The sequence below is a fragment of the Bradyrhizobium sp. HKCCYLRH3099 genome (assembly GCF_051167855.1).
Classification (GTDB): domain Bacteria; phylum Pseudomonadota; class Alphaproteobacteria; order Rhizobiales; family Xanthobacteraceae; genus Bradyrhizobium.
The window spans coordinates 1,116,127-1,137,988 of the sequence record NZ_JBNPTW010000001.1 but is presented as its reverse complement, the minus strand read 5'-3'; the positions used below and the strand labels follow the sequence as shown (position 1 = coordinate 1,137,988).

The following is a 21,862-nucleotide window of genomic DNA, read 5'->3' as shown; positions in this document are numbered from 1 at the left end:
GGTGTTTTCGCTCCCTGTCGTTACTTGGCCACGCAATCCTTGGCGTAGCGGTCGGCGTAGTTCTCGAACACCTTCTGTACGATCTCGGTCTGGAACTTGCCGTCCGCGCGCTTGGCGACTTTGGTCAGATAGAAGTCCTGGATCGGATAGCCGTTAGTGTTGAACTTGAAGTTGCCGCGCAGCGAGGCGAAATCAGCCTTCTTCAGCGCGGCCGCGACGGCGTCCTTGTTGCTGAGGTCGCCCTTGACCGCCTTCACGGCGCTGTCGATCAGCAGGGCGGCATCATACGCCTGCATCGCATAGGTGCCGGGCACGATGTTGTAGCTGGCCTCATAGGCAGCGACAAACTTCTTGCTCTGAGCATTGTCGAAGTTCGGCGCCCAATTGGCGCCGCCGAACATGCCGACGGCCGCGTCCTGCTGTGCGGGGAGGGTGGATTCGTCGACCGTGAAGGCCGAGAGCACAGGAACCGTGTCGGCGAGGCCGGCCTGCTTGAACTGCTTGACCAGGTTCACGCCCATGCCGCCGGGCATGAAAGTGAACACCGCGTCCGGCTTCTGCGAGGAGATCTTCGACAGCTCGGGCTGGAAGTCGAGCGTATTCAGCGGAACGTAGGATTCCTCGACGATCTCGCCCTTGTAGTCGAGCTTGAAGCCGGCGACGGAATCGCGTCCGGCCTGATAGTTCGGCACCAGTAGGTACATCTTCTTGTAGCCGCGGTCCTGCGCGACCTTGCCGAGGATCGCGTGCACCTGGTCGTTCTGATACGAGGTCACGTAGAAGAACGGGCTGCACTCCTTGCCGGCATAGCTGGACGGACCGGCATTCGGGCTCACCAGGAAGGTCTTGTTCTCGGTGACAGGGCGGTGGATCGCCTGCAGCATGTTGGAGAAGATCGGGCCGACGACGAAGTCGACCTTGTCGCGCTCGAGCAGGCCCTTGACCTTGGTGATGGCGGCGTCCGGCTTCAACTCGTCGTCGGCGACGACGACCTCGACGTCCTTGCCGCCCATCTTGCCGCCGAGATCCTTGATCGCGAGGTTGAAGCCGTCGCGGACCTGCCCGCCGAGCGCGGCTGCGGGGCCGGACAGGGTGACGATGACGCCGATCTTGATCTTGTCGGCGGCCAGCGCCGGCTGCGCCAGCATGCACGCCACGACGCCGAGACCGGCCAGCTTCGAACTCACTTTCATGACAACTCCCCCGGGATGCGGAAATTCAGGTTTATGTTTTTGGCACCTGACCAAATGAAGGGTCAGACCGCAGCTTGGTCGCAAGCCTAGTCTGATGACGCCCCGAGCCGCAAGCGAGCTGCTTGCGGAAAGGGCAGTTTCGGCCGTATGCAAGCGCCGCGCCAATTGCTTGAAGGTTAAAGGATTTGTCCTGCTCACCGTCCGGCACAGATGACGGTACGTTTTTCCTTGCTCCCAGGAGGTCCTGAAGGTCAAACTCATGAGCCCGCCGACGAGGCTGAACGTGCCCCGACTGATTCCGTGCAAGTGATTCCATCATGACGCTTGATTCCGAGACCAAGGCCGTCGAGATGCCCGAGGACCACGCCGAGGAGCTGCGGCTGTGGCTGCGGCTGCTGACCTGTACGACGTTGATCGAGGGCGAAATCCGCGGCCGGCTGCGCGAGCGCTTCGACGTGACCCTGCCGCGTTTCGACCTGATGGCGCAGCTCGACAAGGCGCCTGACGGCATGACCCTGTCCGACGTGTCCAAGCGCATGATGGTGTCGAACGGCAACGTGACGGGCTTGGTCGAGCGGCTTGTCGAATCCGGCCATCTCGACCGCCGTACCTCCGATACCGATCGCCGCGTCCAGGTGATCCGCCTGACCAAGCTCGGCCGCGCCGAATTCCGCAAGATGGCCACCGAGCATGAGGGCTGGATCGCCGACATCTTCGGGGATCTCACGGAGAAGGACGTGCGCGAACTGATGCGGCTGCTGGCCAAGACCAAGGGCTCCGCGCAGAAGGCCGTGCAGCGCCGGCAGGACTGAGCCGGGCCTGACAGCACGTCGCAGGCACGCCGCGGCGCGCGGCAAACGCTCAAACAATTTGCGGGCAGTGCACAATCTTCGGCTCTCTTCGCCTCTTGCGTCCAATTGTTTTAAGTCTAAAATGTTTAGGACTGAAACGTGCCGGGCGTCCTTCCCTTTGAGACAGGAGCGTGTGATGGCCACTGCCGCCAAGGTTCAGCAGCCGGAGAGCGCGCACAGCGCCCATGTCGACACCTTCGCGCAGGACAACCTGCCGCCGCGCGAGCTGTGGCCGGACTTCGTGTTCAGCCGTCCCGAATTCCAGTATCCGCCGCGGCTGAACTGCGTGACGCATTTCCTCGACCGCTGGGTCGCAGAAGGCCGCGGCGATGCCCCGTGCATCGTCAGCACCGAGGTGAGCTACACCTATCGCGAGCTGCAGGCGCTGGTGAACAGGATCGCCAACGTTCTCGTCGGCAAGCTCGGCCTCGTGCCCGGCGGCCGCGTGCTGTTGCGCTCCGCCAACAACCCGATGATGGTCGCGACCTATCTCGCCGCGATCAAGGCCGGCGGCATCGTGGTGGCCACCATGCCGCTGCTGCGCGCCAAGGAGTTGTCCTATCCGATCCAGAAGGCGCAGATTGCACTCGCCTTGTGCGACGGCAAGCTGGCCGACGAGATGGAAAAGACCCGCCCGCTCGCGCCGGCGCTCAAGCAGGTCGTGTATTGGGGCAACGGGCAGCCCGACGCGCTGGAAGCGCTGATTGCCGACGCGAGCCCCGACTTCACCGCGGTTGACACTGCCTCCGACGATCTCTGCCTGATCGCCTTCACCTCGGGCACGACCGGCGATCCCAAGGGCACCATGCATTTTCACCGCGACATGCTCGCGGTTTGCGACGGCTATGCCCGCAATGTGCTGCGCGCCAGCCAGAGTGACCGCTTCATCGGTACCGCACCGCTCGCCTTCACCTTCGGCTTCGGCGGCGTATTGTTTCCGATGCATATCGGCGCCTCCTATGTCGTGCTGGAGAAGACCTCGCCGGACGATCTGCTCGGCGCGATCGAGCGCACCAAGGCGACCGTCTGTTTCACCGCGCCGACGGCGTATCGCGCGATGCTGGGCAAGCTCGAGGGCCGCGACATCTCCTCGCTGCGGAAATGCGTCTCCGCCGGAGAGACCCTGCCGAAGCCGACCTTCGACGCCTGGCTGAAGGCGACAGGGCTCAAGCTGATGGACGGCATCGGCTCGACCGAGATGCTGCACATCTTCATCAGCGCTGTTGAGGACGAGATCCGTCCCGGCGCCACCGGCAAACCAGTGCCGGGCTACGAGGCCAAGATCGTCGATGAAGAGGGCCGCGACGTGCCGCCGGGCACGATGGGCCGGCTCGCGGTGCGCGGTCCCACCGGCTGCCGCTATCTCGCCGACGAGCGCCAGCGCAAATACGTCCAGAACGGCTGGAACGTGACCGGCGACACCTATGTGATGGATGAGGACGGCTACTTCTGGTACCAGTCCCGCTCCGACGACATGATCGTGTCGTCGGGCTACAACATTGCCGGCACCGACGTCGAGGCGTCGCTGCTGACCCATCCGGCCGTCGCCGAATGCGGCGTGGTGGGCGCCCCCGACGAAGCCCGCGGCATGGTCGTGAAGGCCTATGTCGTGCTGGCGCCCGGAGCGGAGGGCACGCCGGCGCTCGTGGCCGAGCTGCAGGAGCATGTCAAACGCGAGATCGCGCCGTACAAATACCCGCGCGCGATCGAATTCGTCACGCAACTGCCCAAGACCGAGACCGGCAAGCTGAAGCGGTTCGCTCTGCGGCAGATCGCGCAGGCCGCGGCCTCCGGCACGGCCGCGTAGCAGAAACAGGGAGAGACGTTCGTGAGCACGACCAAAGCGCCCACGCTCGCCGTGGTGAAGCAGGATGCTTCGAGCCTGCGCGTGCTGCAGCCGAGCGGCTGGCCGATGCCGAAGGGCTATGCCAACGGCATTAGCGCCGAGGGGCGCATCGTCGTCACCGGCGGTGTGATCGGCTGGGACGCGCAGGAGAAGCTTGCCGACGGGTTCATCGCGCAGGTCCGGCAGGCGCTGCTGAACATTGCCGCGATCCTGGCCGAGGGCGACGCGCGTCCGGAGCACCTTGTGCGGCTGACCTGGTACGTCGTCGACATGGACGAATATCTCGGCAACCTGAAGGAGCTCGGGAAGATCTACCGCGAGATCTTCGGCAGCCACTATCCCGCCATGGCGCTGGTGCAGGTTGTCAGGCTGGTGGAGAAGGCGGCGCGGGTGGAAATCGAGGCCACCGCGGTAGTGCCGCGCTGAGGGCCAGGCCGGCACGGAGGTGGTGAGATCATGTCCCGCTACAGGAACCAGACTCGCCTCCGCGCCATCACTTCCATGGCACGTTTGATCTTCAGTGACGTTCGACAGCCCGCGGCCGCCGAGGCCTATGACATCGCGCTCGACTTTCTCTGGCGGTCCGGCGCCGTCCGCGACGAGGTCGAAACCTATCAGTTCCTGGCGGCCGAAATCTCGCGGCTGGTCGATCGCGGCCAGACCAACCGGCTCAGGATGGCCAATCTCGCCATTGCGGCCCATCAGCGCCTGTTCGTTGATGCGGATGTGTCGCCGGTGAATGGCCGATCGGATCGGCCCATGCGGGGCTAGATCGCGATTGCGCGCGGGCGCGTGCATCCGCTTCTCCTCAGGCGTTCTTCACGTCGACCGGACACGAGCATGCGCGTTCTCGCGGCGCTGACGCGTCCGAGCCTTGCTGGTGGATCACCCACGGGAGAACCGAGGGCGCAGGGAAGGCCGGGTGCTCACCACACCCGCGGCCCCCGTGCGACAGAAAATGCACGGGGCAGGAACCACAGGTGGGCCGAACATGCCGGCCTTCCCCGCGCGATGTTTTATCGGCTTATACGTGGTCTCCCTGGTGCGCCGGGCTTTTTGGCCACCATTGTCTACGCGCTGCGCCAGGCATCGCCGCAGACGTGATACCAGCATCGGGGTATCAGGACATCACGACTTCACCGGACGTCCCACATCACTCGTCCGCGCGAGATGCGCATGATGCACGACGTCCACCGCAGCCTGCCTCACGTATCGTGACGACGCGTACGCCCCTCTTCGTCGAGGCAGGTTGAGCGTAAGCATCGGGCTGATTTGCCCGACGACACAAGGCCTCACTGCTGCGACAAGGTAACGCGACGGGCAGTCACATAGCACGTCACAGTTCGCACGCATCCGGCTTCGCTCATCGAACAATTGTGGTCATCTGATGCGCGCGTTGCCGAACGATGGACGCCGGATTGCCATGTCGCAGCCACCAACCTGTTCGACCGTGGCCGCTCAGTGGCAGTGAGAGCAGGGGGCGGACTTGGACTGGAGATTCTTCGTGACGACGGCGTTGGCAGCAGCGATCGGCGCGGCAGCCGGCGTGTTCGCGTTGACGAGCACGGCAGGCGGCGGCATCGAGCATCAAGCCGACGCCAAGATGCTGGAAATCGGCATCGCCATCCTGCGCGAGCCTGCGCGGGTGGATGACGATCCGATGCGGTCGTGGGCCGTGCGGGTGGTGGAGAAGAAATCGGGCGTGAGTTTTACGGACCAGCAGCGCGCGACCCTGCTGAAGCGCGCTGGGGGCGGACGGTAGCTCAGGCGACGGTGCGTAGGGTGGGCAAAGGCGCGCCGTAGTGTAGTTGTTAGTCGCCGCTATATGATCGCGCCGTGCCCACCGTCCTTCGCGGATGGTCTGTCGGCGGGCACGCCCTCACGCGGCTCGCGCCGCCCGATGTCTTTGCCCATCCTACGTTCGATGCACATCAGGCGCAGCATCTGTGTCTGCATATGCGACAGTCGAACGACAAACACAGCTGTCGTCCCGGCGAGCGCCGGGACCCATACCCCCAGGGAGCAGCTTGAGGCACGCTGGCGATTGGCTTCGTGCCCTTCACGTCCGCCGCGGAGTATGGGTCCCGGATCGGCGCCGCGCCGCGCTGATGCGCGGCACGGCTTGTCCGGGACGACAGCGATGGGTGGGGCTCGCATATCGAACCGCAACTCCCACCAGCGCGCAGGCTAAACGCTGGGACTCATAAGATGGACTCTTATTTCGACCCGTCGGTCTGTCCGAGATGAAGCAATCAGTCCTTCGCGACGGCCTGTCGGTGGGCACGCCGTCGCGCGGCTCGCGCCGCAGGACGTCTTTGCCCACCCTTGCTACAAACCCCGTCGTCATTGCGAGGAGCGCAGCGACGAAGCAATCCAGAGTCGCGCACTCGGCCCTGGATTGCTTCGCTTCGCTCGCAATGACGCGTGGCGATAGCAGTCGGCTACTGATACGCCGATACGATGTCGCTCACCGCGCGCTCCAGCTGCTGCGCTGTCGCACACGGGCGCACGACGTTGCAGAAGGTCTGGTAGCGCGGCATCTCGGAGTCGCCCCAGCCCCAGGTGACGCGGCCTTCCGGGTTGAGCCAGACGACGCGCTTGGCGCGTTCGGAGATCGCTTTCAAAATATCCGCGCGCGGGTCGAGCTTGTTGCTGCGGGCATCGCCGAGAACGATCACGGTGGTCTGCGGCGTGACCGAGGCCATGAACTGCTTCTCGAAATCGACCAGCGACGAGCCGTAGTCGGACGAGCCGAAGCCGACCTTGTGCATGATCTCGGCCATGGCCTCCTCGGCGGACTTCTGCTCGAGGATTTCGCTGACCTCGATCAGATGGCCGGAGAAGGCAAACGAGCGGACGTCGCTGACGACGTCGTGCAGGCTGTGGATCAGCAGCAGGAAGAAGTCGGACACGCGGGCGACCGAGCCGGAGACGTCGCATAGCGCGACGATCTTCGGGCGGTCGCGGTGCTTTCGCTTCCAGGCGGTGAGGAAGGGAACGCTGCCCCAGGCGGCGTTGCGGCGGAGCGTGCGGCGGACGTCGAGATGGCCGCGGCGCTGTCGCTTGCGCGGTTTGCTGTAGCGCTCGCGCAGGCGGCGGGCGATCTGCCGGATCAGCGCCCGCATCTCCGCGACCTGGCGCGGCTCGATGCGCGACAGCTGCGCGTTGCGCAGGATCTCGTGGCGCAGGTTCTCGGTCTCCTCGCGGCCGTACAGCGCGAGCGCCTGCGCGACCGCGTCGCGCACGGTGTCGCGCAAGGCCTCGAGGCCGGCCTGCAGCCGCTCGGCGAGCGCCGGGTTGGTTTCGGTCAGTGCGTCCAGATCGTCGCGCAGCCGCTGTATGCCCATCGTCTCCAGCATGCGGCTGGAGTACAGGCCGCGCTGGGTGAAGTAGCGGATCTCGGAGAGGCCGACGGCGCTGGAGGCGTTGGCGATCGCGGCCGAGATCTCGGCGGTGTTCTGTGCGAGCAGCATCTGGGCGAGGGGGCCGAGCTCCACATTCGCATCGTCACCGGCGGGTTGTCCGGGTGGCGAAGCCGCCTGGGCCTCGGTCGACGCCGTCTCCTGCTGCGTCTCGTCATTCGCCTCGGCCTGCGCCGGATCGACATGCGCGAAGAACAGATCGAAGCAGGCGCCGAGCGCCTTCTTCTCGTCTTCGCTCTTGGCGAGAGTCAGCAGCATCGTGTCGCGCAATACCGTGCGATCGGCGACACCGACGCTGGCGACGGCGCGCATCGCGTCGATGCTCTCGGCCGGCGAGACGTGCACGCCGGCGCCGCGCGCCGCCCGGAAGAACCGATGCAGGTTCTCCTGCATGGCGCCTACCCGAAGATGTTCTGGCGCTGTGCCTTGGCGACGAAGGTCGTCACCTGCGGCAGCGCCACCTCGATGTCGGACTCGTATTTCAGCAGCACATTGAGCGTGTCCTTGACCACCTCATGGCCGAGTTCGGCGGCTTGCAGCAGCACCAGTACGCGCGCCCAGTCGATGGTCTCGCTGACCGACGGCTGCTTCTTCAGGTCGAGCGTGCGGATGTCGTGGATGAAGGCGACGAGCTGGCGCCGCAGGGTCTGCGAGATGCCGGGCACGCGGCTCTCGACGATGCGCTCCTCCAGCCGCTGCTCGGGGAAGCCGATATGCAGGTGCAGGCAGCGCCGCTTCAGCGCGTCGCCGAGATTGCGCTCGGAGTTCGAGGTCAGGATCACGGTCGGCGGCCTGGCGGCGGCGATGCTGCCGAGCTCGGGGATGGTGACCTGGAAGTCGGAGAGGATTTCCAAGAGCAGCGATTCGAACTCGGCGTCGGACTTGTCGATCTCGTCGATCAGCAGCACGCAGCCCTCGGGCTCGAGCAGGGCCTGGAGCAGCGGCCGCGGCTCGACGAATTCTTTCGAGAAGAACACGTCGCCGAAATCATGCAGCTGGCCGAGCGCAGCGTGCAGGGTCTGGGCGCCGCCGAGCACCTCGCCGAGCTTGTCCTTGAGGATTTGGGTGTAGAGCAGCTGCTTGGCGTATTTCCACTCGTACAGCGCCTTGGCCTCGTCGAGCCCCTCATAGCATTGCAGCCGGATCATCTTCAGGCCGCGCCAGGCGGCGATCGCCTTCGCAAGCTCGGTCTTGCCGACGCCGGCCGGACCCTCAACCAGGATCGGCTTGTCGATCGCCTGCGACAGATAGACCGCGGTCGCGATCTGGCGGCTGGCGATATAGCCCTGGGCGGCGAGGCCGGCTTCGACGGCCGCGATCGAGGCGATGGCTGAAGAGGGGGCCGGGGAATCAGCCACTGACGGTGCTCCGTTTCCTGGTATCAGGACCCGGGCGCAGAATTGATCGGCGTTCCCGTCCCTGGACGTTGGCGTCAGGGGAAAACCCTGACTTTTCCTCGCATTGTGTTATGTCCTGGCTACGCGCACCGAGCGGCCCTGTCCAGTGCGCGGGTGGGTGCCTCGGTCGCATGGCTGCCGGTCGCCAGCGAGCCAGCCGAGAACCTTCTCATGAAAATCACGCCGAGCGGAATATGAACCGATCCATCCTGCATCTTCTCGTCCTCCTGGTCCTCGTGGTCGGAGGCGGCTGGATCATCGGCGCCTCCAACATGCCCGGCGCCTGGTACGGCTCGCTCAACAAGCCCTGGTTCACCCCGCCCGGCTGGCTGTTTCCGATCGCCTGGACGGTGATCTACATCCTGGTCGCGGTCGCCGGCTGGCGCACCTATGAGCGGGTCGAGAGCGGCGCCGTGATGCAGGTGTGGTGGGGCCAGCTGGTGCTCAACTTCGCCTGGTCGCCGGTGTTCTTCACCGCGCATCTGATGTGGGTCGCGTTCGCGATCATCGCCGGCATGTTCGTGCTGATCGTGACCTTCATCGTGATGCAGTGGCGCGAGGACCGCACTGCCGCGCTGCTGTTCGTGCCCTATGCCTGCTGGGTCGCGTTCGCGTCGGTGCTGAATTTCTCGGTGAACGTGCTGAATTGAGATGAGTTTGATGGAAGCTCGCTGCCAGACGCAGACGCCGGTGCGCTCCCTCTCCCCGTCCTTACGGGGAGAGGGTTGGGGTGAGGGGCGACCGCACGGGAAGTGTCTGCGTCGAGACCTCTACTCCCTCACCCGGATTACTTCTCTTCTTGCAAGCAATGCGGGGCTGTCGCGACGAACGATCGTGCCCGTTAGTTACTCCGTCATGCCCGGGCTTGCCCCGCCTGCGCGGCCGAAGCCGCTTCGGCGCGGCGAAGGCCCGGGCATCCACGTGGTTCCCAGCTTGCCGAACGACGTGGATGGCCGGGACAAGCCCGGCCATGACGGCGCGGAAGCAGGCAGGCGCAAGACCCCGACCGTCAAACGCCATGGCGCTGCCGCTGGCCCTGGGAGGTTGCGTCCAGCGTGTCGATCGGACGTCGCGTCGCAGGCCTGGGAGTCGCGGGCCCACCCATGAACCTCAAGCAGCTCGAATATTTCGTCCAGGTCGCCGAGCTCGGCTCGTTCAGCAAGGCGGCGAGCGTGCTCGACGTCGCCCAGCCGGCGCTGTCGCGGCAGGTGCGGGCGCTGGAATCCGAACTGAAGCAGCAGCTGTTCGCGCGCAATGGCCGCGGCGTCGAGCTCACGGAGGCCGGCAAGCGGCTGCTCGATCACAGCGTCGGAGTGCTGCAGCTGGTGGCGCATGCGCGCGAGGATCTCGGCGCCAGCCGTGACGCGCCGGTCGGCCGCGTCACCATCGGCCTGCCGCCGAGCATCGCGCGGCAGCTGACCCTGCCGCTGATCGATCGCTTCCGCAAAGAGTATCCGGCGGCGCGGCTCGCGATCGTCGAGGGCCTGTCGACGCACGTCGTCGAGTGGATCACCTCGGGCCGCATCGATGTCGGCATGGTCTACAATCCGGAAGCCCAGGCCGGCATCGAGATCACGCCGGTGCTGCAGGAGCCGCTCGCACTGGTCAGCCACGCGCCGAAGGGCAAGCGCCGCGTCACCGCGCCGCTGCCGATGGCCGAGCTGTCGCGCTACAGCCTGATCATGCCCGAGCGCGTGCACGCGATGCGGCGGCTCCTGGAGACGCAGGCGGCGCTCGCCGGCGTCAAGCTCGACATCGCCTGGGAGGTGTCGAGCGTGCCCTCGATCATCGATCTCGTCTGCGCGGGCTATGGCCACGCGGTGCTGACGCCGAGCGGCGTCGCGGCGTCCGGGCGGGCGGCGGAGCTTGCCATCCGGCCGCTGACCGAGCCGGCCCCGACCAGCGTGCTGTGCTTCGTCACGTCAGCCCACAAGCGCCCGACGCCGCTGGCGCAGCAGACGATGAAGCTGGCGACGGCGCTGATCAAGAAGCTGCCGCGGTGAATCGCGAATAACGTCAGCTCGGGCGGTGCCACCCTCCCCTGGAGGGGGAGGGTCGTCTCACATGGAGCGCAGCGCAATGTGAGACGGGGTGGGGTGAGCCACACGAGTAGTCCCGCCGGGGCTCACCCCATCCCGCTCGCCCGCTTCGCGCGCGATGAGCAACCGGGGACATAGGTGACAGATCTGACCGACGACATAGTTGACACAATTCTCGTTTTGTTCAGATCTTCAATTCTTGTGTCCTTTGCTGCTTTTGCTGCTGTGGACCCTGTGGGCAACGCGTAGCGTTGTCCACAAGTCCACGGCGCTTTCGCTTCGGCGGCCTGAGCTGATGCCTCTTTGGATCGATGGTGCCGAGCAGGACGGGTCCATAGCTCACAGTCCAGCCCGCCTCGGTTTCCGAGAGGCCGACGGGCTCACCCGCGAGTGCCTGGTTGATGTAGATCGTTTCGCCGCCCCACCTGATCTCGCCATTGTGGCGAACACGCCGGACGTCCCTATCCGCTTCGTATTCGGGTGAGCGCAGCACGCCATGATAGGCGCGCGGCGAGGGACGATAGCGATCGGCTGGCGTTGCGTTGTCGAGAGCCTCGTGCGGCCGTTCTTCGTTGAAGATGCGCTGGAAGCTCTGGAAGCGCTTGATCTGCTCGCGCAACGTCCGGGCCGGCGGCTTCGCGGTGTCCTGCAACAACGTCAGATGCATACGTTCATGGCGGCCGTTCTGCTGCGGCTTGCCGGGCGTGATGCGCTCCGGTGTGACGCCGGCCTTGATCAGCTTCACCGATAGCCGCGACAACCCGCCCGCCCCCTGTGATGCGAAGGGTGCGCCATTGTCCGAGCGCATCCTCAGCGGCAGGCCAAATTCACGGAATGCCGCATCCAGCACGGGCCAAACATGCTCACCGTCGGTACGCTGCAACGGCAGGCACCGCAGCAGACAGCGGCTCTCTGCGTCCGTCAGCGTGAGCGGTTCGCAACGGGTGCCATCCGCAGTCAGAAACCAGCCCTTGAAGTCGATGCACCAGACATCGTTGGCTTGCTCGCAATCGGCAAATGGAAAGCTCGAAGGAGGGCTGCGTCGACGAATCTTCCGCTTCACCGTGAGACCCTCGCGGTCAAACAGCGCTCCGATCGTGCTGGCCGCGGGCCACGTCGTGCTGGGCCGCTTCCGCTCGAGAAAGGCGCGTACCTTCGCTGGTCCCCAGGTCGGATGAGCCCGTCGGACTTCGAGGCAGAACTCGGCGATCTTCCCGGAGATTGCTTGGGGGTGGTGCAAAGGCGCTCGGGACCTGTCGAACAGACCCTCCAAACCCTCCTCCTGGTAGCGGTGCCACCACTTGTAGCCCTGCTGCCGGCTGATCCCGAACTCCCGACAGAGTGCCGCAAACGACTTCTCTCCCGCTTCAACTGCCAACACAAAACGCATCCGTTCGTCCACAGCGCAGGTTTCCTTCCAGCCCATCGGCAAGTCCTCCTGCCGATCACCTCAACCTGTCACCCATGTCGTCGGTTTGTTCTGTCACCTATGTAGCCGGTTTGGACCGCGAGCGACCCTCCCCCTCCAGGGGAGGGTGGAGCCCGCGGCGTCCAGCGGGGCAAAAAGCAAACAGCGGAGCTCTCCAGACCCATTCTAAAATCAGCATGGCTCATCTGATATCTTATGCCATTTCGGAATAGCTGATAGATACCGCCCGGCGCTGGTGCGGGCGGTCGCCCTCGGTCACATACCCTGTCAAGCTGCCGAAGCTGCAGGACCCGATCGCGCTGGAAACACGCGCCTGCGGACCTCGGCGAACGAGCCAGAACAGCACCCCAAGGAAGCAGAAGCGATGCCTACGACCGCCCGTGTCGACGTCCAGGCCTTTCTCGACGATCACCCGTTCTCCGCCTTCCAGTGGCTGATCTTCGCGCTCGGCTTCATCATCGTGCTGCTCGACGGCTTCGACACCGCGGCGATCGGCTTCATCGCGCCGTCGCTGCTCAAGGAGTGGGGCATCGAGAAATCGGCGCTCGGCCCGGTGCTGAGCGCGGCGCTGTTCGGCCTGGCCGCGGGCGCGCTGCTCGCCGGTCCCGTGGCTGACCGCCTCGGCCGCAAGCTGGTGCTGGTCGGCTCGGTTCTGATCTTCGGTGTCGCCTGTCTGGCCTCGGCCTTCGCGACCAACCTGACCGAGCTCACGGTGCTGCGGTTCGTCACCGGCGTCGGCCTCGGCGCGGCCATGCCGAATGCGGTGACGCTGCTCAGCGAGTACTGCCCAAGCCGGCTGCGCGCCACCATGACCAATCTGATGTTCTGCGGCTTTCCGCTCGGCGCCGCCTGCGGCGGCTTCCTCGCCGCATGGATGATCCCGCAATGGGGCTGGCGCAGCGTGCTGGTGCTCGGCGGCGCGACGCCGCTGGTGCTCACCGTGCTGCTGATCGCGATCCTGCCGGAATCCGTGCACTATCTGCTGTCGCGCGGCGTCAGCGCCGAGCGCGTCCGCAAGGTGATGCGCAAGATCTCGGCCAGGGCTGCCGATGTCGGCCAGTTCGTGATGCTGGAGCCGGAGCATGCCGAGACCACCCGCCGCGTCAACGCCACCGGCATCGGCATGGTGCTGTCGCCGGTGCTGCGGATCGGCTCGGTGATGCTGTGGATCACCTATTTCATGGGCCTGGTGATCTTCTATTCGCTGATCAACTGGATGCCGATCCTGTTCAAGGATGTCGGGCTGAACCCGCAGACCGCAACCCTGATCTCGGCGCTGTTCCCGCTCGGCGGCGTCGGCGCGGTGTTCTTCGGCGTCCTGATGGACCGCTTCAACGCCAACCGCATCGTCGCGATCGGCTATGTGCTGACGGCGGTGACGATCTTCCTGATCGGGCAGGCGGCCGGCAACATGGGCTTCCTGGTGGTGATCGTGTTCGTCGCCGGCGTCGTCATGAACACGGCGCAGTCGTCGCTGCCCGCGCTGGCGGCGTCGTTCTACCCGACCCAGGGCCGCGCCACCGGGGTGGCCTGGATGATGGGCATCGGCCGCTTCGGCGGTATCGCCGGCTCCTTCCTGGTCGCCGAGCTGACCGCGCGGCACCTGACCTTCAGCGAGATTTTCACCGTGATCGCAGTTCCCGGCTTGATCGCGGCGCTCGCCCTTGTGGTAAAGCAGGCGGTCGGACCGGGCGGCCGCGCCAGCGGCAAGGATGTCGGCAGCCCCGTGGTCGCGCATTGAGCGGCGCCGGACGAATGAAAAGCTTGAGGGAGAGACTGACGTGATCATCGACGTGCACGGCCATTACACGACGGCTCCGAAGGCGCTGGAAGAGTGGCGCAACCGGCAGATCGCGGGCATCAAGGATCCGTCCGTGATGCCGAAGGTCTCCGAGCTCAAGATCAGCGACGACGAGCTGCGCGAGAGCATCGAGAGCAACCAGCTCAAGAAGATGAAGGAGCGCGGCAGCGACCTCACCGTGTTCTCGCCGCGCGCGAGCTTCATGGCGCACCACATCGGCGATTTCCAGGTGTCCTCGACCTGGGCCGGCATCTGCAACGAGCTGTGCTACCGCGTCAGCCAGCTCTTCCCCGATAATTTCATCGGCGTCGCGATGCTGCCGCAGTCGCCGGGCGTGGACCCCAAGACCTGCATTCCCGAGCTGGAGAAGTGCATCAAGGAATACGGCTTCGTCGGCATCAATCTGAACCCGGACCCGTCGGGCGGCCATTGGACCTCGCCGCCGCTGTCGGACCGGCACTGGTATCCGATCTACGAGAAGATGGTCGAGCTCGACATCCCCGCGATGATCCACGTCTCGACCAGCTGCAACGCCTGCTTCCACACCACCGGCGCGCATTATCTCAATGCCGATACGACGGCGTTCATGCAGTGCCTGACCTCGGACCTGTTCAAGGACTTCCCGACCCTGAGGTTCCTGATCCCGCATGGCGGCGGCGCGGTGCCGTATCATTGGGGCCGGTTCCGCGGCCTCGCCCAGGAGCTGAAGAAGCCGCTGTTGAAGGATCACCTGCTCAACAACATCTTCTTCGACACCTGCGTCTATCACCAGCCGGGTATCGACCTTTTGACCGGCGTGATCCCGATCGACAACATCCTGTTCGCTTCGGAGATGATCGGCGCCGTCCGCGGCATCGATCCGGAAACCGGCTTCTACTACGACGACACCAAGCGCTACATCGAGGCCGCCAAGCTGACCCCAGAGCAGCGCCACCAGATCTACGAAGGCAACGCCCGGCGCGTGTTCCCGCGTCTCGACGCCGCGTTGAAGGCCAAGGGCAAGTAATCTAAAGCGAGCCATGAGCACCCCCATGAACAATCTCGGCATCGTCAAGACCAAGATCACCCGCGCCGACAAGGCGGCGGTGGAGAAGCTGTCGAAGTTCGGCGTCGCCACCATCCACGAGGCGATGGGCCGCGTCGGCCTGATGCAGTGCTACATGCGTCCGATCTATCCGACCGCGAAGATGTGCGGCACCGCCGTCACCGTGCTGCTGCAGCCCGGCGACAACTGGATGCTGCATGTCGCGGCCGAGCAGATCCAGCCCGGCGACGTCGTCGTGGCCGCCTGCACGGTGGAGAACACCGACGGCTTCTTCGGCGATCTCCTGGCGACGAGCTTCCGCGCCCGCGGCGCGCTGGGCCTCGTCATTGACGGCGGGGTCCGTGACGTGGCCGACCTCACCGAGATGCAGTTCCCGGTGTTCTCGCGCGCGATCTCGGCGCGTGGCACGGTCAAGGCGACGCTCGGCTCGGTCAACATCCCGATCGTCTGCGCCGGTGCTGCCGTCAACCCGGGCGACGTGATCGTCGCCGATGTCGACGGCATCGTCGTTGTTCCGGCGGCCGTCGCGCACCAGGCGGCGGACGCCGCGGCTGCGCGCGAGGCCAACGAGGCCGACAAGCGCGAGAAGCTGGCGTCGGGTGTGCTCGGCCTCGACATGTACAAGATGCGCGAGCCCTTGGCGAAGGCCGGGCTCAAATACATCGACTAAGCGATGACCGCTGCGTCCAACCAATGGCATGTCGGGCTGATCGGCTACGGCGAGGTCGGCAAGATCCTCGCCGAGGATCTTCGCAAGGACGGCGTGCGTGTCTCTGCCTATGACGTGAAGCTGTCGGATAACCGTGGTGACGCGATGCGTAGCCATGCCGGCAGCATCGGCGTGACGCTGACCGCGTCGCACGCCGAACTGGCGGCGCAAGCCGACTTCATCGTCTCGGCCGTGACCGCCAGCCAGGACGTGGCGGTCGCGGAAGCCTGCGCGCCGGCGATCAAGCCGGGCGCCTGGTTCCTCGACTTCAACTCGGCCTCGCCCGGCGCAAAGCAGCGCGCGGCCGCGCTGATCGACCGCGCCGGCGGGCGCTATGTCGAGGGCGCTGTCATGACCTCGGTGCCGCCGTATCGCATCCAGGTGCCGCTGCTGCTCGGCGGTGCCGGCGCGCGCGAGCTGGCGCCGCTGCTCAACGATCTCGGCTTTGCCGCCAAGCCGGCCAGCGACAAGCTCGGCGTGGCCTCGGCGACCAAGATGTGCCGCAGCATCATGATCAAGGGCCTCGAGGCGATGGTGATCGAGAGCTTCACCACCGCGCGTGCCTACGGGGTCGAGGATGCGGTTCTCGCATCGCTCAAGGAGACCTTTCCCGGCATCGACTGGGAGAAGCAGGGCGCCTATTTCTTTCAGCGCGTGATCGAGCATGGCCGCCGCCGCGCCGAAGAGGTGCGGGAAGTGGCGGAGACCGTGCGCGACATCGGGCTGACGCCATGGTCGGCGGAAGGTACCGCCGAGCGCCAGGCCTGGGTCGCCGACCTCGCCGATGACGGCCTGTTCGGCACGCGCGGCACCAAGGAGTTCGCGCGCAGCCCTGACTGGCGCACCGAGGCCGACCGTATTCTCAATAAGATCAAATCCAAGGAGTAGGGAACCTCATGGAGTTCCAGAAGACCCCGGGATGGCTCGACTGGTACGACGGCCCGTCGAAGCCGCGCTTCAAGGTGCCGGCCGGCAGCGTCGATGCGCATTGCCACGTGTTCGGCCCCGGCGCCGAATTCCCCTTTGCGCCCGAGCGCAAGTACACCCCCTGCGACGCCTCCAAGCATCAGCTCTACGCGCTGCGCGACCATCTCGGCTTCGCCCGCAATGTCGTGGTGCAGGCGACCTGCCACGGCGCCGACAACCGCGCCATGGTCGATGCACTCGTGCATTCCAACGGCAAGGCCCGCGGCGTCGCCACCGTGAAGCGCAGCGTCACCGACGCCGAGCTGCAGGCGATGCACGACGCCGGCGTGCGCGGCGTCCGCTTCAACTTCGTCAAGCGCCTCGTCGACTTCACGCCCAAGGACGAACTGGTCGAGATCGCCAACCGCATCAACAAGCTCGGCTGGCATGTCGTGATCTATTTCGAGGCCGTCGACCTGCCGGAGCTGTGGGACTTCTTCACCTCGCTGCCGACCACGGTCGTCGTCGATCACATGGGCCGGCCCGACGTCACCAAGCCGGTCGACGGCCCGGAGTTCGAGCTGTTCGTGAAGTTCATGCGCGAGCACGAGAACGTCTGGTCCAAGGTGAGCTGCCCGGAGCGGCTGTCGGTCAAGGGACCGCCGGCGCTGAACGGCGAGCAGAGTGCCTATCGCGACGTGGTGCCGTTCGCGAAGCGCATCGTCGAGACATTCCCGGACCGCGTGCTGTGGGGCACCGACTGGCCGCATCCGAACCTGAAGGACCACATGCCCGACGACGGCCTGCTGGTCGATTTCATTCCCCATATCGCCGTCACCCAGGAACTGCAGAAGAAGCTCCTGGTCGACAATCCGATGCGGCTGTACTGGCCCGAAGAATCCTAAGAGGAGGCAAGCGATGTCGCTCGACAAACCCTATACCGACGTTCCCGGCACGACCATCTTCGACGCCGACATGTCGCGGATGGGCTATCACCTCAACCAGTTCTGCATGTCCTTGATGAAGGCCGAGAACCGCGCCCGCTTCAAGGCCAATGAGCGTGCCTATCTCGACGAATGGCCGATGAGCGAGGAGCAGAAGCAGGCGGTGCTCGACCGCGATCTCAACCGCTGCATCGCGCTCGGCGGCAACATCTACTTCCTGGCCAAGATTGGCGCGACAGACGGCAAGAGCTTTCAGCAGATGGCCGGCAGCATGACCGGCATGACCGAAGACCAGTACCGCGAGATGATGATCAAGGGCGGCCGCTCGCCTGAGGGCAACCGCTACACCGGGGAGAAGAAGTAAATGGCAAAAATCTCCGCAAGCGTTTTCACCTCGCACGTTCCTGCGATCGGCGCAGCGCTCGACCTCGGCAAGACCGGCGAGGACTATTGGAAGCCGGTGTTCGCCGGTTACGACTTCGCCAAGCAGTGGGAGAAGGAGCAGAAGCCTGATGTCGTGTTCCTGGTCTTCAACGACCACGCGACCGCCTTCAGCCTGGACATGATTCCCACCTTCGCGATCGGCACTGCGGCCGAGTATCAGCCGGCCGACGAGGGCTGGGGCCCGCGGCCTGTCCCGAAGGTGATCGGGCATCCGAAGCTCGCCGCGCATATCGCGCAGTCGGTGATCCAGGATGATTTCGATCTCACCATCGTCAACAAGATGGACGTCGACCACGGCCTCACCGTGCCGCTCAGCCTGATCTTCGGTCAGGTCGATGCCTGGCCGTGTCCGGTGATCCCGTTCGCCGTCAACGTCGTGCAGTATCCGGTGCCGTCGGGCCGCCGCTGCTTCATGCTGGGCAAGGCGATCCGCAAGGCGATCGAGAGCTATGACGAGCCGCTCAACGTGCAGATCTGGGGCACCGGCGGCATGAGCCACCAGCTGCAGGGTCCGCGCGCCGGCCTGATCAATCGCGAGTGGGACAACGCGTTCCTGGACAAGCTCATCAACGATCCGGAAGGGCTGTCCAAGGTGCCGCATATCGACTACGTCCGCGAGGCCGGCAGCGAGGGCATCGAGCTCGTGATGTGGCTGATCGCGCGCGGCGCCATGAGCGACGTCAACGAGACCAAGAAGGGCAACGCGCCGACCGTGCGTCACCGCTTCTACCATGTGCCGGCCAGCAACACCGCCGTCGGCCATGTCATTCTGGAGAACAACTAAATGGCCAACACGATCAAGGTCGCGCTTGCCGGCGCCGGCGCCTTCGGCATCAAGCATCTCGACGGCATCAAGAACATCGACGGCGTCGAGGTGGTGTCGCTGGTCGGCCGCCGCTTCGACCAGACCAAGGAAGTCGCCGACAAATACGGCATCAAGCACGTCTCGACCGAGCTTGCCGACAGCCTCAAGCTGCCCGAGGTCGACGCCGTCATTCTGTGTACCCCGACGCAGATGCATGCGGCGCAGGCGATCGACTGCCTCAAGGCCGGCAAGCATGTGCAGGTCGAGATCCCGCTCGCGGATTCGCTGAAGGACGCGCAGCAGGTGGTCGAGCTGCAGAAGGAGACCAAGCTGGTCGCGATGTGCGGCCACACCCGCCGCTTCAATCCCAGCCACCAGTTCGTGCACAAGAAGATCAAGGCCGGCGAGTTCCACATCCAGCAGATGGATGTGCAGACCTACTTCTTCCGCCGCACCAACATGAACGCACTGGGCCAGCCGCGCAGCTGGACAGACCATCTGCTGTGGCACCACGCCGCGCACACCGTCGACCTGTTCGCCTACCAGGCGGGCTCGCCGATCGTGAAGGCCAACGCGATCCAGGGACCGATCCATCCGACCCTCGGCATTGCGATGGACATGTCGATCCAGCTCAAGGCCGCCAATGGCGCGATCTGCACCTTGTCGCTGTCGTTCAACAATGACGGCCCGCTCGGCACCTTCTTCCGCTACATCGGCGACACCGGCACCTACATCGCCCGCTACGACGATCTGGTTGATGGCAAGGAACAGAAGATCGACGTCTCGAAGGTCGACGTCTCCATGAACGGCATCGAGCTGCAGGACCGCGAGTTCTTCGCCGCGATCCGCGAGGGCCGCGAGCCGAACGCGAGCGTCGCCCAGGTGCTGCCCTGCTACCAGGTGCTGCACGACCTCGACGAGCAGCTCGCCAAGGGCTGAGTGGAGTGCTGAATTCAGCCCCTCCTCGCGCTGATGTGCGCGGGGAGGGCAGCTCCGGCGCCGGGAGGCGTTGCGCAGGAACGGCCGCTTCGCTTAACCTCCGGCTTCAGCAGATGAGGCCGCCTTTGACCGTCCAATCGCCGCAATCGTTCCCGACCGAGAGCTTCACCGACGCCGCGGCCGCGGTGGCCCGGCTCGAGGAGATCTACGAGCGCAATACGGCGTTCCTGCGCGGGCATTTCGAGGCCTATGCCAACGGCGTGGTGCCGGCGACCCGCATCCGCGCCACCTATCCCTTCGTGCGCCTCACCACCGCAAGTCATGCGCGGCTCGACTCGCGCCTCGCCTATGGCTTCGTCGCCGGACCCGGCGTGCACGAGACCAGCATCACGCGGCCGGACCTGTTCCGCTCCTATCTGACCGAGCAGATCCGCCTGCTGATCGAGAACCACGGCGTGCCCGTCGAGATCGGCGAATCCGCCGAGCCGATCCCGGTGCATTTCGCCTACCGTCGCGACATCAACATCGAGACGGCGCTGCCGCATCATGAGAGCCCGCTGGTGACGCGCTCGCTGCGCGACGTGTTCGATGCGCCGGATCTCGCGACCATGGACGACGCCATTGCCGACGGCACGCTCGAGCTGAAGCCGGGCATGCCCGAGCCGCTGTCGCTGTTCCGCGCGGCGCGCGTCGACTACTCGCTGCGCCGGCTCTATCACTATACGGGGACCGACCCGGATCACTTCCAGAATTTCGTGATCTTCACGAACTATCAGTTCTATGTCGACGCCTTCGCCGATTGGGGCCGGCAGCAACTGGCGGCCGGGCAGGGCGCGGCGGAAGCTTTCGTCGAGCCGGGTAACGTGATCACGCGCAACGCCCGTCTCGGCGGCGGCACCACCGGCGCAGCGCCGGCGCGCACGCCGCAGATGCCGGCGCTGCATCTCGTCGAACCCGGGCACCAGGGCATCACCCTGATCAACATTGGCACTGGCCCGTCGAATGCGCGCAACGTCACCGACCACATCGCGGTGCTGCGGCCGCACGCCTGGCTGATGGTCGGGCACTGCGCCGGCCTGCGCAACACCCAGCGGCTCGGCGACTACGTGCTGGCGCATGGCTACGTCCGCGAGGACCATGTGCTCGACCAGGAGCTGCCCCCGTGGGTGCCGATCCCGGCGCTCGCCGAGGTGCAGGTCGCGCTCGAAGAGGCCGTGGAGGCCGTCACCGGCTATTCCGGTTTCGAGTTGAAGCGGGTGATGCGCACCGGCACGGTCGCGAGCGTCGACAACCGCAATTGGGAGATCTCGGGCCCCGCCGTGATCCGGCGGCTGTCGCAATCGCGCGCCGTCGCGCTCGACATGGAGTCGGCCGCCATCGCCGCCAACGGCTATCGCTTCCGGGTGCCCTACGGCACCTTGCTCTGCGTCTCGGACAAGCCGCTGCATGGCGAGATCAAGCTCGCCGGCATGGCCAGCGACTTCTACCGCCAGCGCGTCGGCCAGCATCTCCAGATCGGCCTCAAGGCGCTGGAGCTGTTGAAGCACCAGGAATCCGAGCGGCTGCATTCGCGCAAGCTGCGCAGCTTCGCCGAGGTCGCGTTTCAGTAGCCGCCCTGAGATCAGCGCGCCCGGCGCTCGTCGAATGCCTGACGCGCCTGCTCGACCTCCGGCATCTTGGCAATGGTCCAGGCGTAGAGCGCGCGGAATGGCGGCTGCAAGGTGCGGCCGAGCGGCGTGATCTCGTATTGGACGGCGATCGGTGACCCCGCGATCACTTCCCGCGATACGAGGCCATTGCGCTCAAGCCTGCGCAGGCACTGCGTCAGCGCCTTTTGCGTCACGCCCTCGAGCTGCTTCTTGATCGCGTTGAAGCGCAGCGGGCCGCCGTCGAGCACCGCCAGCACCATCATCGACCATTTGTCGGCGATCTGGTCGATCAGCACCCGGCTCGGGCATTCCGACGAGAAGTGCTGCGGCTTGCAGCGGAGCGGGGCGGTCTCGGACGTCGGCGTAGCGGTCAAGGCGGTGGTTTCCTCTGATATACCTGAGCGACTTCGGGTGCCCCATTGACTTCAGGTTTCCGAAGTATA

20 protein-coding genes and 1 pseudogene are annotated in these 21,862 nt (G+C 65.4%); 16 read left to right on the top strand and 5 right to left on the bottom strand.

Annotated features, from left to right (window positions below):
* Positions 1 to 20: 20 nt before the first annotated feature.
* Complete coding sequence (locus ACQR1Y_RS05205) at positions 21 to 1,193, bottom strand: ABC transporter substrate-binding protein (protein WP_434879777.1); 1,173 nt, start codon at positions 1,191 to 1,193, stop codon at positions 21 to 23.
* A gap of 317 nt (positions 1,194 to 1,510) precedes the next feature.
* On the opposite strand from ACQR1Y_RS05205, the gene ACQR1Y_RS05200 reads away from it, so the two are divergent.
* The 5 genes from ACQR1Y_RS05200 to ACQR1Y_RS05180 all read left to right on the top strand — a co-directional run bounded on the left by ACQR1Y_RS05200 (position 1,511) and on the right by ACQR1Y_RS05180 (position 5,652).
* Positions 1,511 to 2,005 carry a MarR family winged helix-turn-helix transcriptional regulator gene (locus ACQR1Y_RS05200; RefSeq protein ID WP_434879778.1) on the top strand — a complete coding sequence of 165 codons (495 nt, stop codon included), beginning with the start codon at positions 1,511 to 1,513 and terminating at the stop codon, positions 2,003 to 2,005.
* A gap of 175 nt (positions 2,006 to 2,180) precedes the next feature.
* The gene (locus tag ACQR1Y_RS05195; protein WP_434879779.1) at positions 2,181 to 3,851 is read left to right on the top strand and encodes a benzoate-CoA ligase family protein; all 1,671 of its coding nucleotides are present in this window, start codon (positions 2,181 to 2,183) and stop codon (positions 3,849 to 3,851) included.
* Positions 3,852 to 3,872: 21 nt separating this feature from the next.
* The gene (locus tag ACQR1Y_RS05190; RefSeq protein ID WP_434856697.1) at positions 3,873 to 4,316 is read left to right on the top strand and encodes a RidA family protein; all 444 of its coding nucleotides are present in this window, start codon (positions 3,873 to 3,875) and stop codon (positions 4,314 to 4,316) included.
* A 75-nt stretch (positions 4,317 to 4,391) separates the two neighbouring features.
* Entirely contained in the window at positions 4,392 to 4,661 is a 270-nt protein-coding gene (locus tag ACQR1Y_RS05185) for a hypothetical protein (RefSeq protein WP_434879780.1), read from the top strand.
* 715 nt (positions 4,662 to 5,376) lie between these two features.
* Entirely contained in the window at positions 5,377 to 5,652 is a 276-nt protein-coding gene (locus ACQR1Y_RS05180) for a hypothetical protein (RefSeq protein ID WP_434879781.1), read from the top strand.
* Between the two features lie 679 nt (positions 5,653 to 6,331).
* On the opposite strand, the gene ACQR1Y_RS05175 is transcribed toward ACQR1Y_RS05180, so the two are convergent.
* Positions 6,332 to 7,705, bottom strand: coding sequence for a vWA domain-containing protein (locus ACQR1Y_RS05175; RefSeq protein WP_434879782.1), 1,374 nt, complete (start codon positions 7,703 to 7,705; stop codon positions 6,332 to 6,334).
* Between the two features lie 5 nt (positions 7,706 to 7,710).
* Positions 7,711 to 8,670, bottom strand: coding sequence for an AAA family ATPase (locus tag ACQR1Y_RS05170; protein ID WP_434879783.1), 960 nt, complete (start codon positions 8,668 to 8,670; stop codon positions 7,711 to 7,713).
* A 275-nt stretch (positions 8,671 to 8,945) separates the two neighbouring features.
* On the opposite strand from ACQR1Y_RS05170, the gene ACQR1Y_RS05165 reads away from it, so the two are divergent.
* Together ACQR1Y_RS05165 and ACQR1Y_RS05160 are read left to right on the top strand one after the other, a co-directional pair.
* Positions 8,946 to 9,359, top strand: coding sequence for a TspO/MBR family protein (locus ACQR1Y_RS05165; RefSeq protein ID WP_434857236.1), 414 nt, complete (start codon positions 8,946 to 8,948; stop codon positions 9,357 to 9,359).
* A gap of 453 nt (positions 9,360 to 9,812) precedes the next feature.
* Complete coding sequence (locus tag ACQR1Y_RS05160; RefSeq protein ID WP_434879784.1) at positions 9,813 to 10,712, top strand: LysR family transcriptional regulator; 900 nt, start codon at positions 9,813 to 9,815, stop codon at positions 10,710 to 10,712.
* Positions 10,713 to 11,016: 304 nt separating this feature from the next.
* On the opposite strand, the pseudogene ACQR1Y_RS05155 reads toward ACQR1Y_RS05160, so the two are convergent.
* Positions 11,017 to 12,174 (bottom strand): annotated as a pseudogene (locus ACQR1Y_RS05155) (helix-turn-helix domain-containing protein); the annotation flags it as partial.
* 367 nt (positions 12,175 to 12,541) lie between these two features.
* Here ACQR1Y_RS05155 and ACQR1Y_RS05150 point away from each other — a divergent pair.
* The 9 genes from ACQR1Y_RS05150 to ACQR1Y_RS05110 all read left to right on the top strand — a co-directional run bounded on the left by ACQR1Y_RS05150 (position 12,542) and on the right by ACQR1Y_RS05110 (position 21,380).
* On the top strand, positions 12,542 to 13,918 hold the full coding sequence (locus ACQR1Y_RS05150) for an MFS transporter (protein WP_434879785.1): 1,377 nt from the start codon (positions 12,542 to 12,544) through the stop codon (positions 13,916 to 13,918).
* Positions 13,919 to 13,958: 40 nt separating this feature from the next.
* Entirely contained in the window at positions 13,959 to 14,984 is a 1,026-nt protein-coding gene (locus ACQR1Y_RS05145; RefSeq protein ID WP_434879786.1) for an amidohydrolase family protein, read from the top strand.
* Positions 14,985 to 14,997: 13 nt separating this feature from the next.
* Positions 14,998 to 15,693: a 4-carboxy-4-hydroxy-2-oxoadipate aldolase/oxaloacetate decarboxylase gene (gene ligK, locus ACQR1Y_RS05140; RefSeq protein WP_434856689.1), complete on the top strand. Its 696-nt coding sequence runs from the start codon at positions 14,998 to 15,000 to the stop codon at positions 15,691 to 15,693.
* Between the two features lie 3 nt (positions 15,694 to 15,696).
* Positions 15,697 to 16,620, top strand: coding sequence for a DUF1932 domain-containing protein (locus ACQR1Y_RS05135; RefSeq protein WP_434879787.1), 924 nt, complete (start codon positions 15,697 to 15,699; stop codon positions 16,618 to 16,620).
* An 8-nt stretch (positions 16,621 to 16,628) separates the two neighbouring features.
* Entirely contained in the window at positions 16,629 to 17,543 is a 915-nt protein-coding gene (locus ACQR1Y_RS05130; protein ID WP_434879788.1) for an amidohydrolase family protein, read from the top strand.
* Positions 17,544 to 17,556: 13 nt separating this feature from the next.
* Complete coding sequence (gene ligA / locus ACQR1Y_RS05125) at positions 17,557 to 17,946, top strand: protocatechuate 4,5-dioxygenase subunit alpha (protein WP_009030426.1); 390 nt, start codon at positions 17,557 to 17,559, stop codon at positions 17,944 to 17,946.
* Positions 17,947 to 18,810: a class III extradiol dioxygenase subunit beta gene (locus tag ACQR1Y_RS05120; RefSeq protein WP_006609597.1), complete on the top strand. Its 864-nt coding sequence runs from the start codon at positions 17,947 to 17,949 to the stop codon at positions 18,808 to 18,810.
* Positions 18,811 to 19,770 (top strand): Gfo/Idh/MocA family oxidoreductase, encoded by a 960-nt coding sequence (locus tag ACQR1Y_RS05115; RefSeq protein ID WP_434856685.1) that lies wholly within the window; start codon positions 18,811 to 18,813, stop codon positions 19,768 to 19,770.
* 113 nt (positions 19,771 to 19,883) lie between these two features.
* On the top strand, positions 19,884 to 21,380 hold the full coding sequence (locus ACQR1Y_RS05110) for an AMP nucleosidase (protein WP_434879789.1): 1,497 nt from the start codon (positions 19,884 to 19,886) through the stop codon (positions 21,378 to 21,380).
* A gap of 11 nt (positions 21,381 to 21,391) precedes the next feature.
* On the opposite strand, the gene ACQR1Y_RS05105 is transcribed toward ACQR1Y_RS05110, so the two are convergent.
* Positions 21,392 to 21,793, bottom strand: coding sequence for a winged helix-turn-helix transcriptional regulator (locus ACQR1Y_RS05105; protein ID WP_434879790.1), 402 nt, complete (start codon positions 21,791 to 21,793; stop codon positions 21,392 to 21,394).
* Between the last annotated feature and the right edge of the window lie 69 nt (positions 21,794 to 21,862).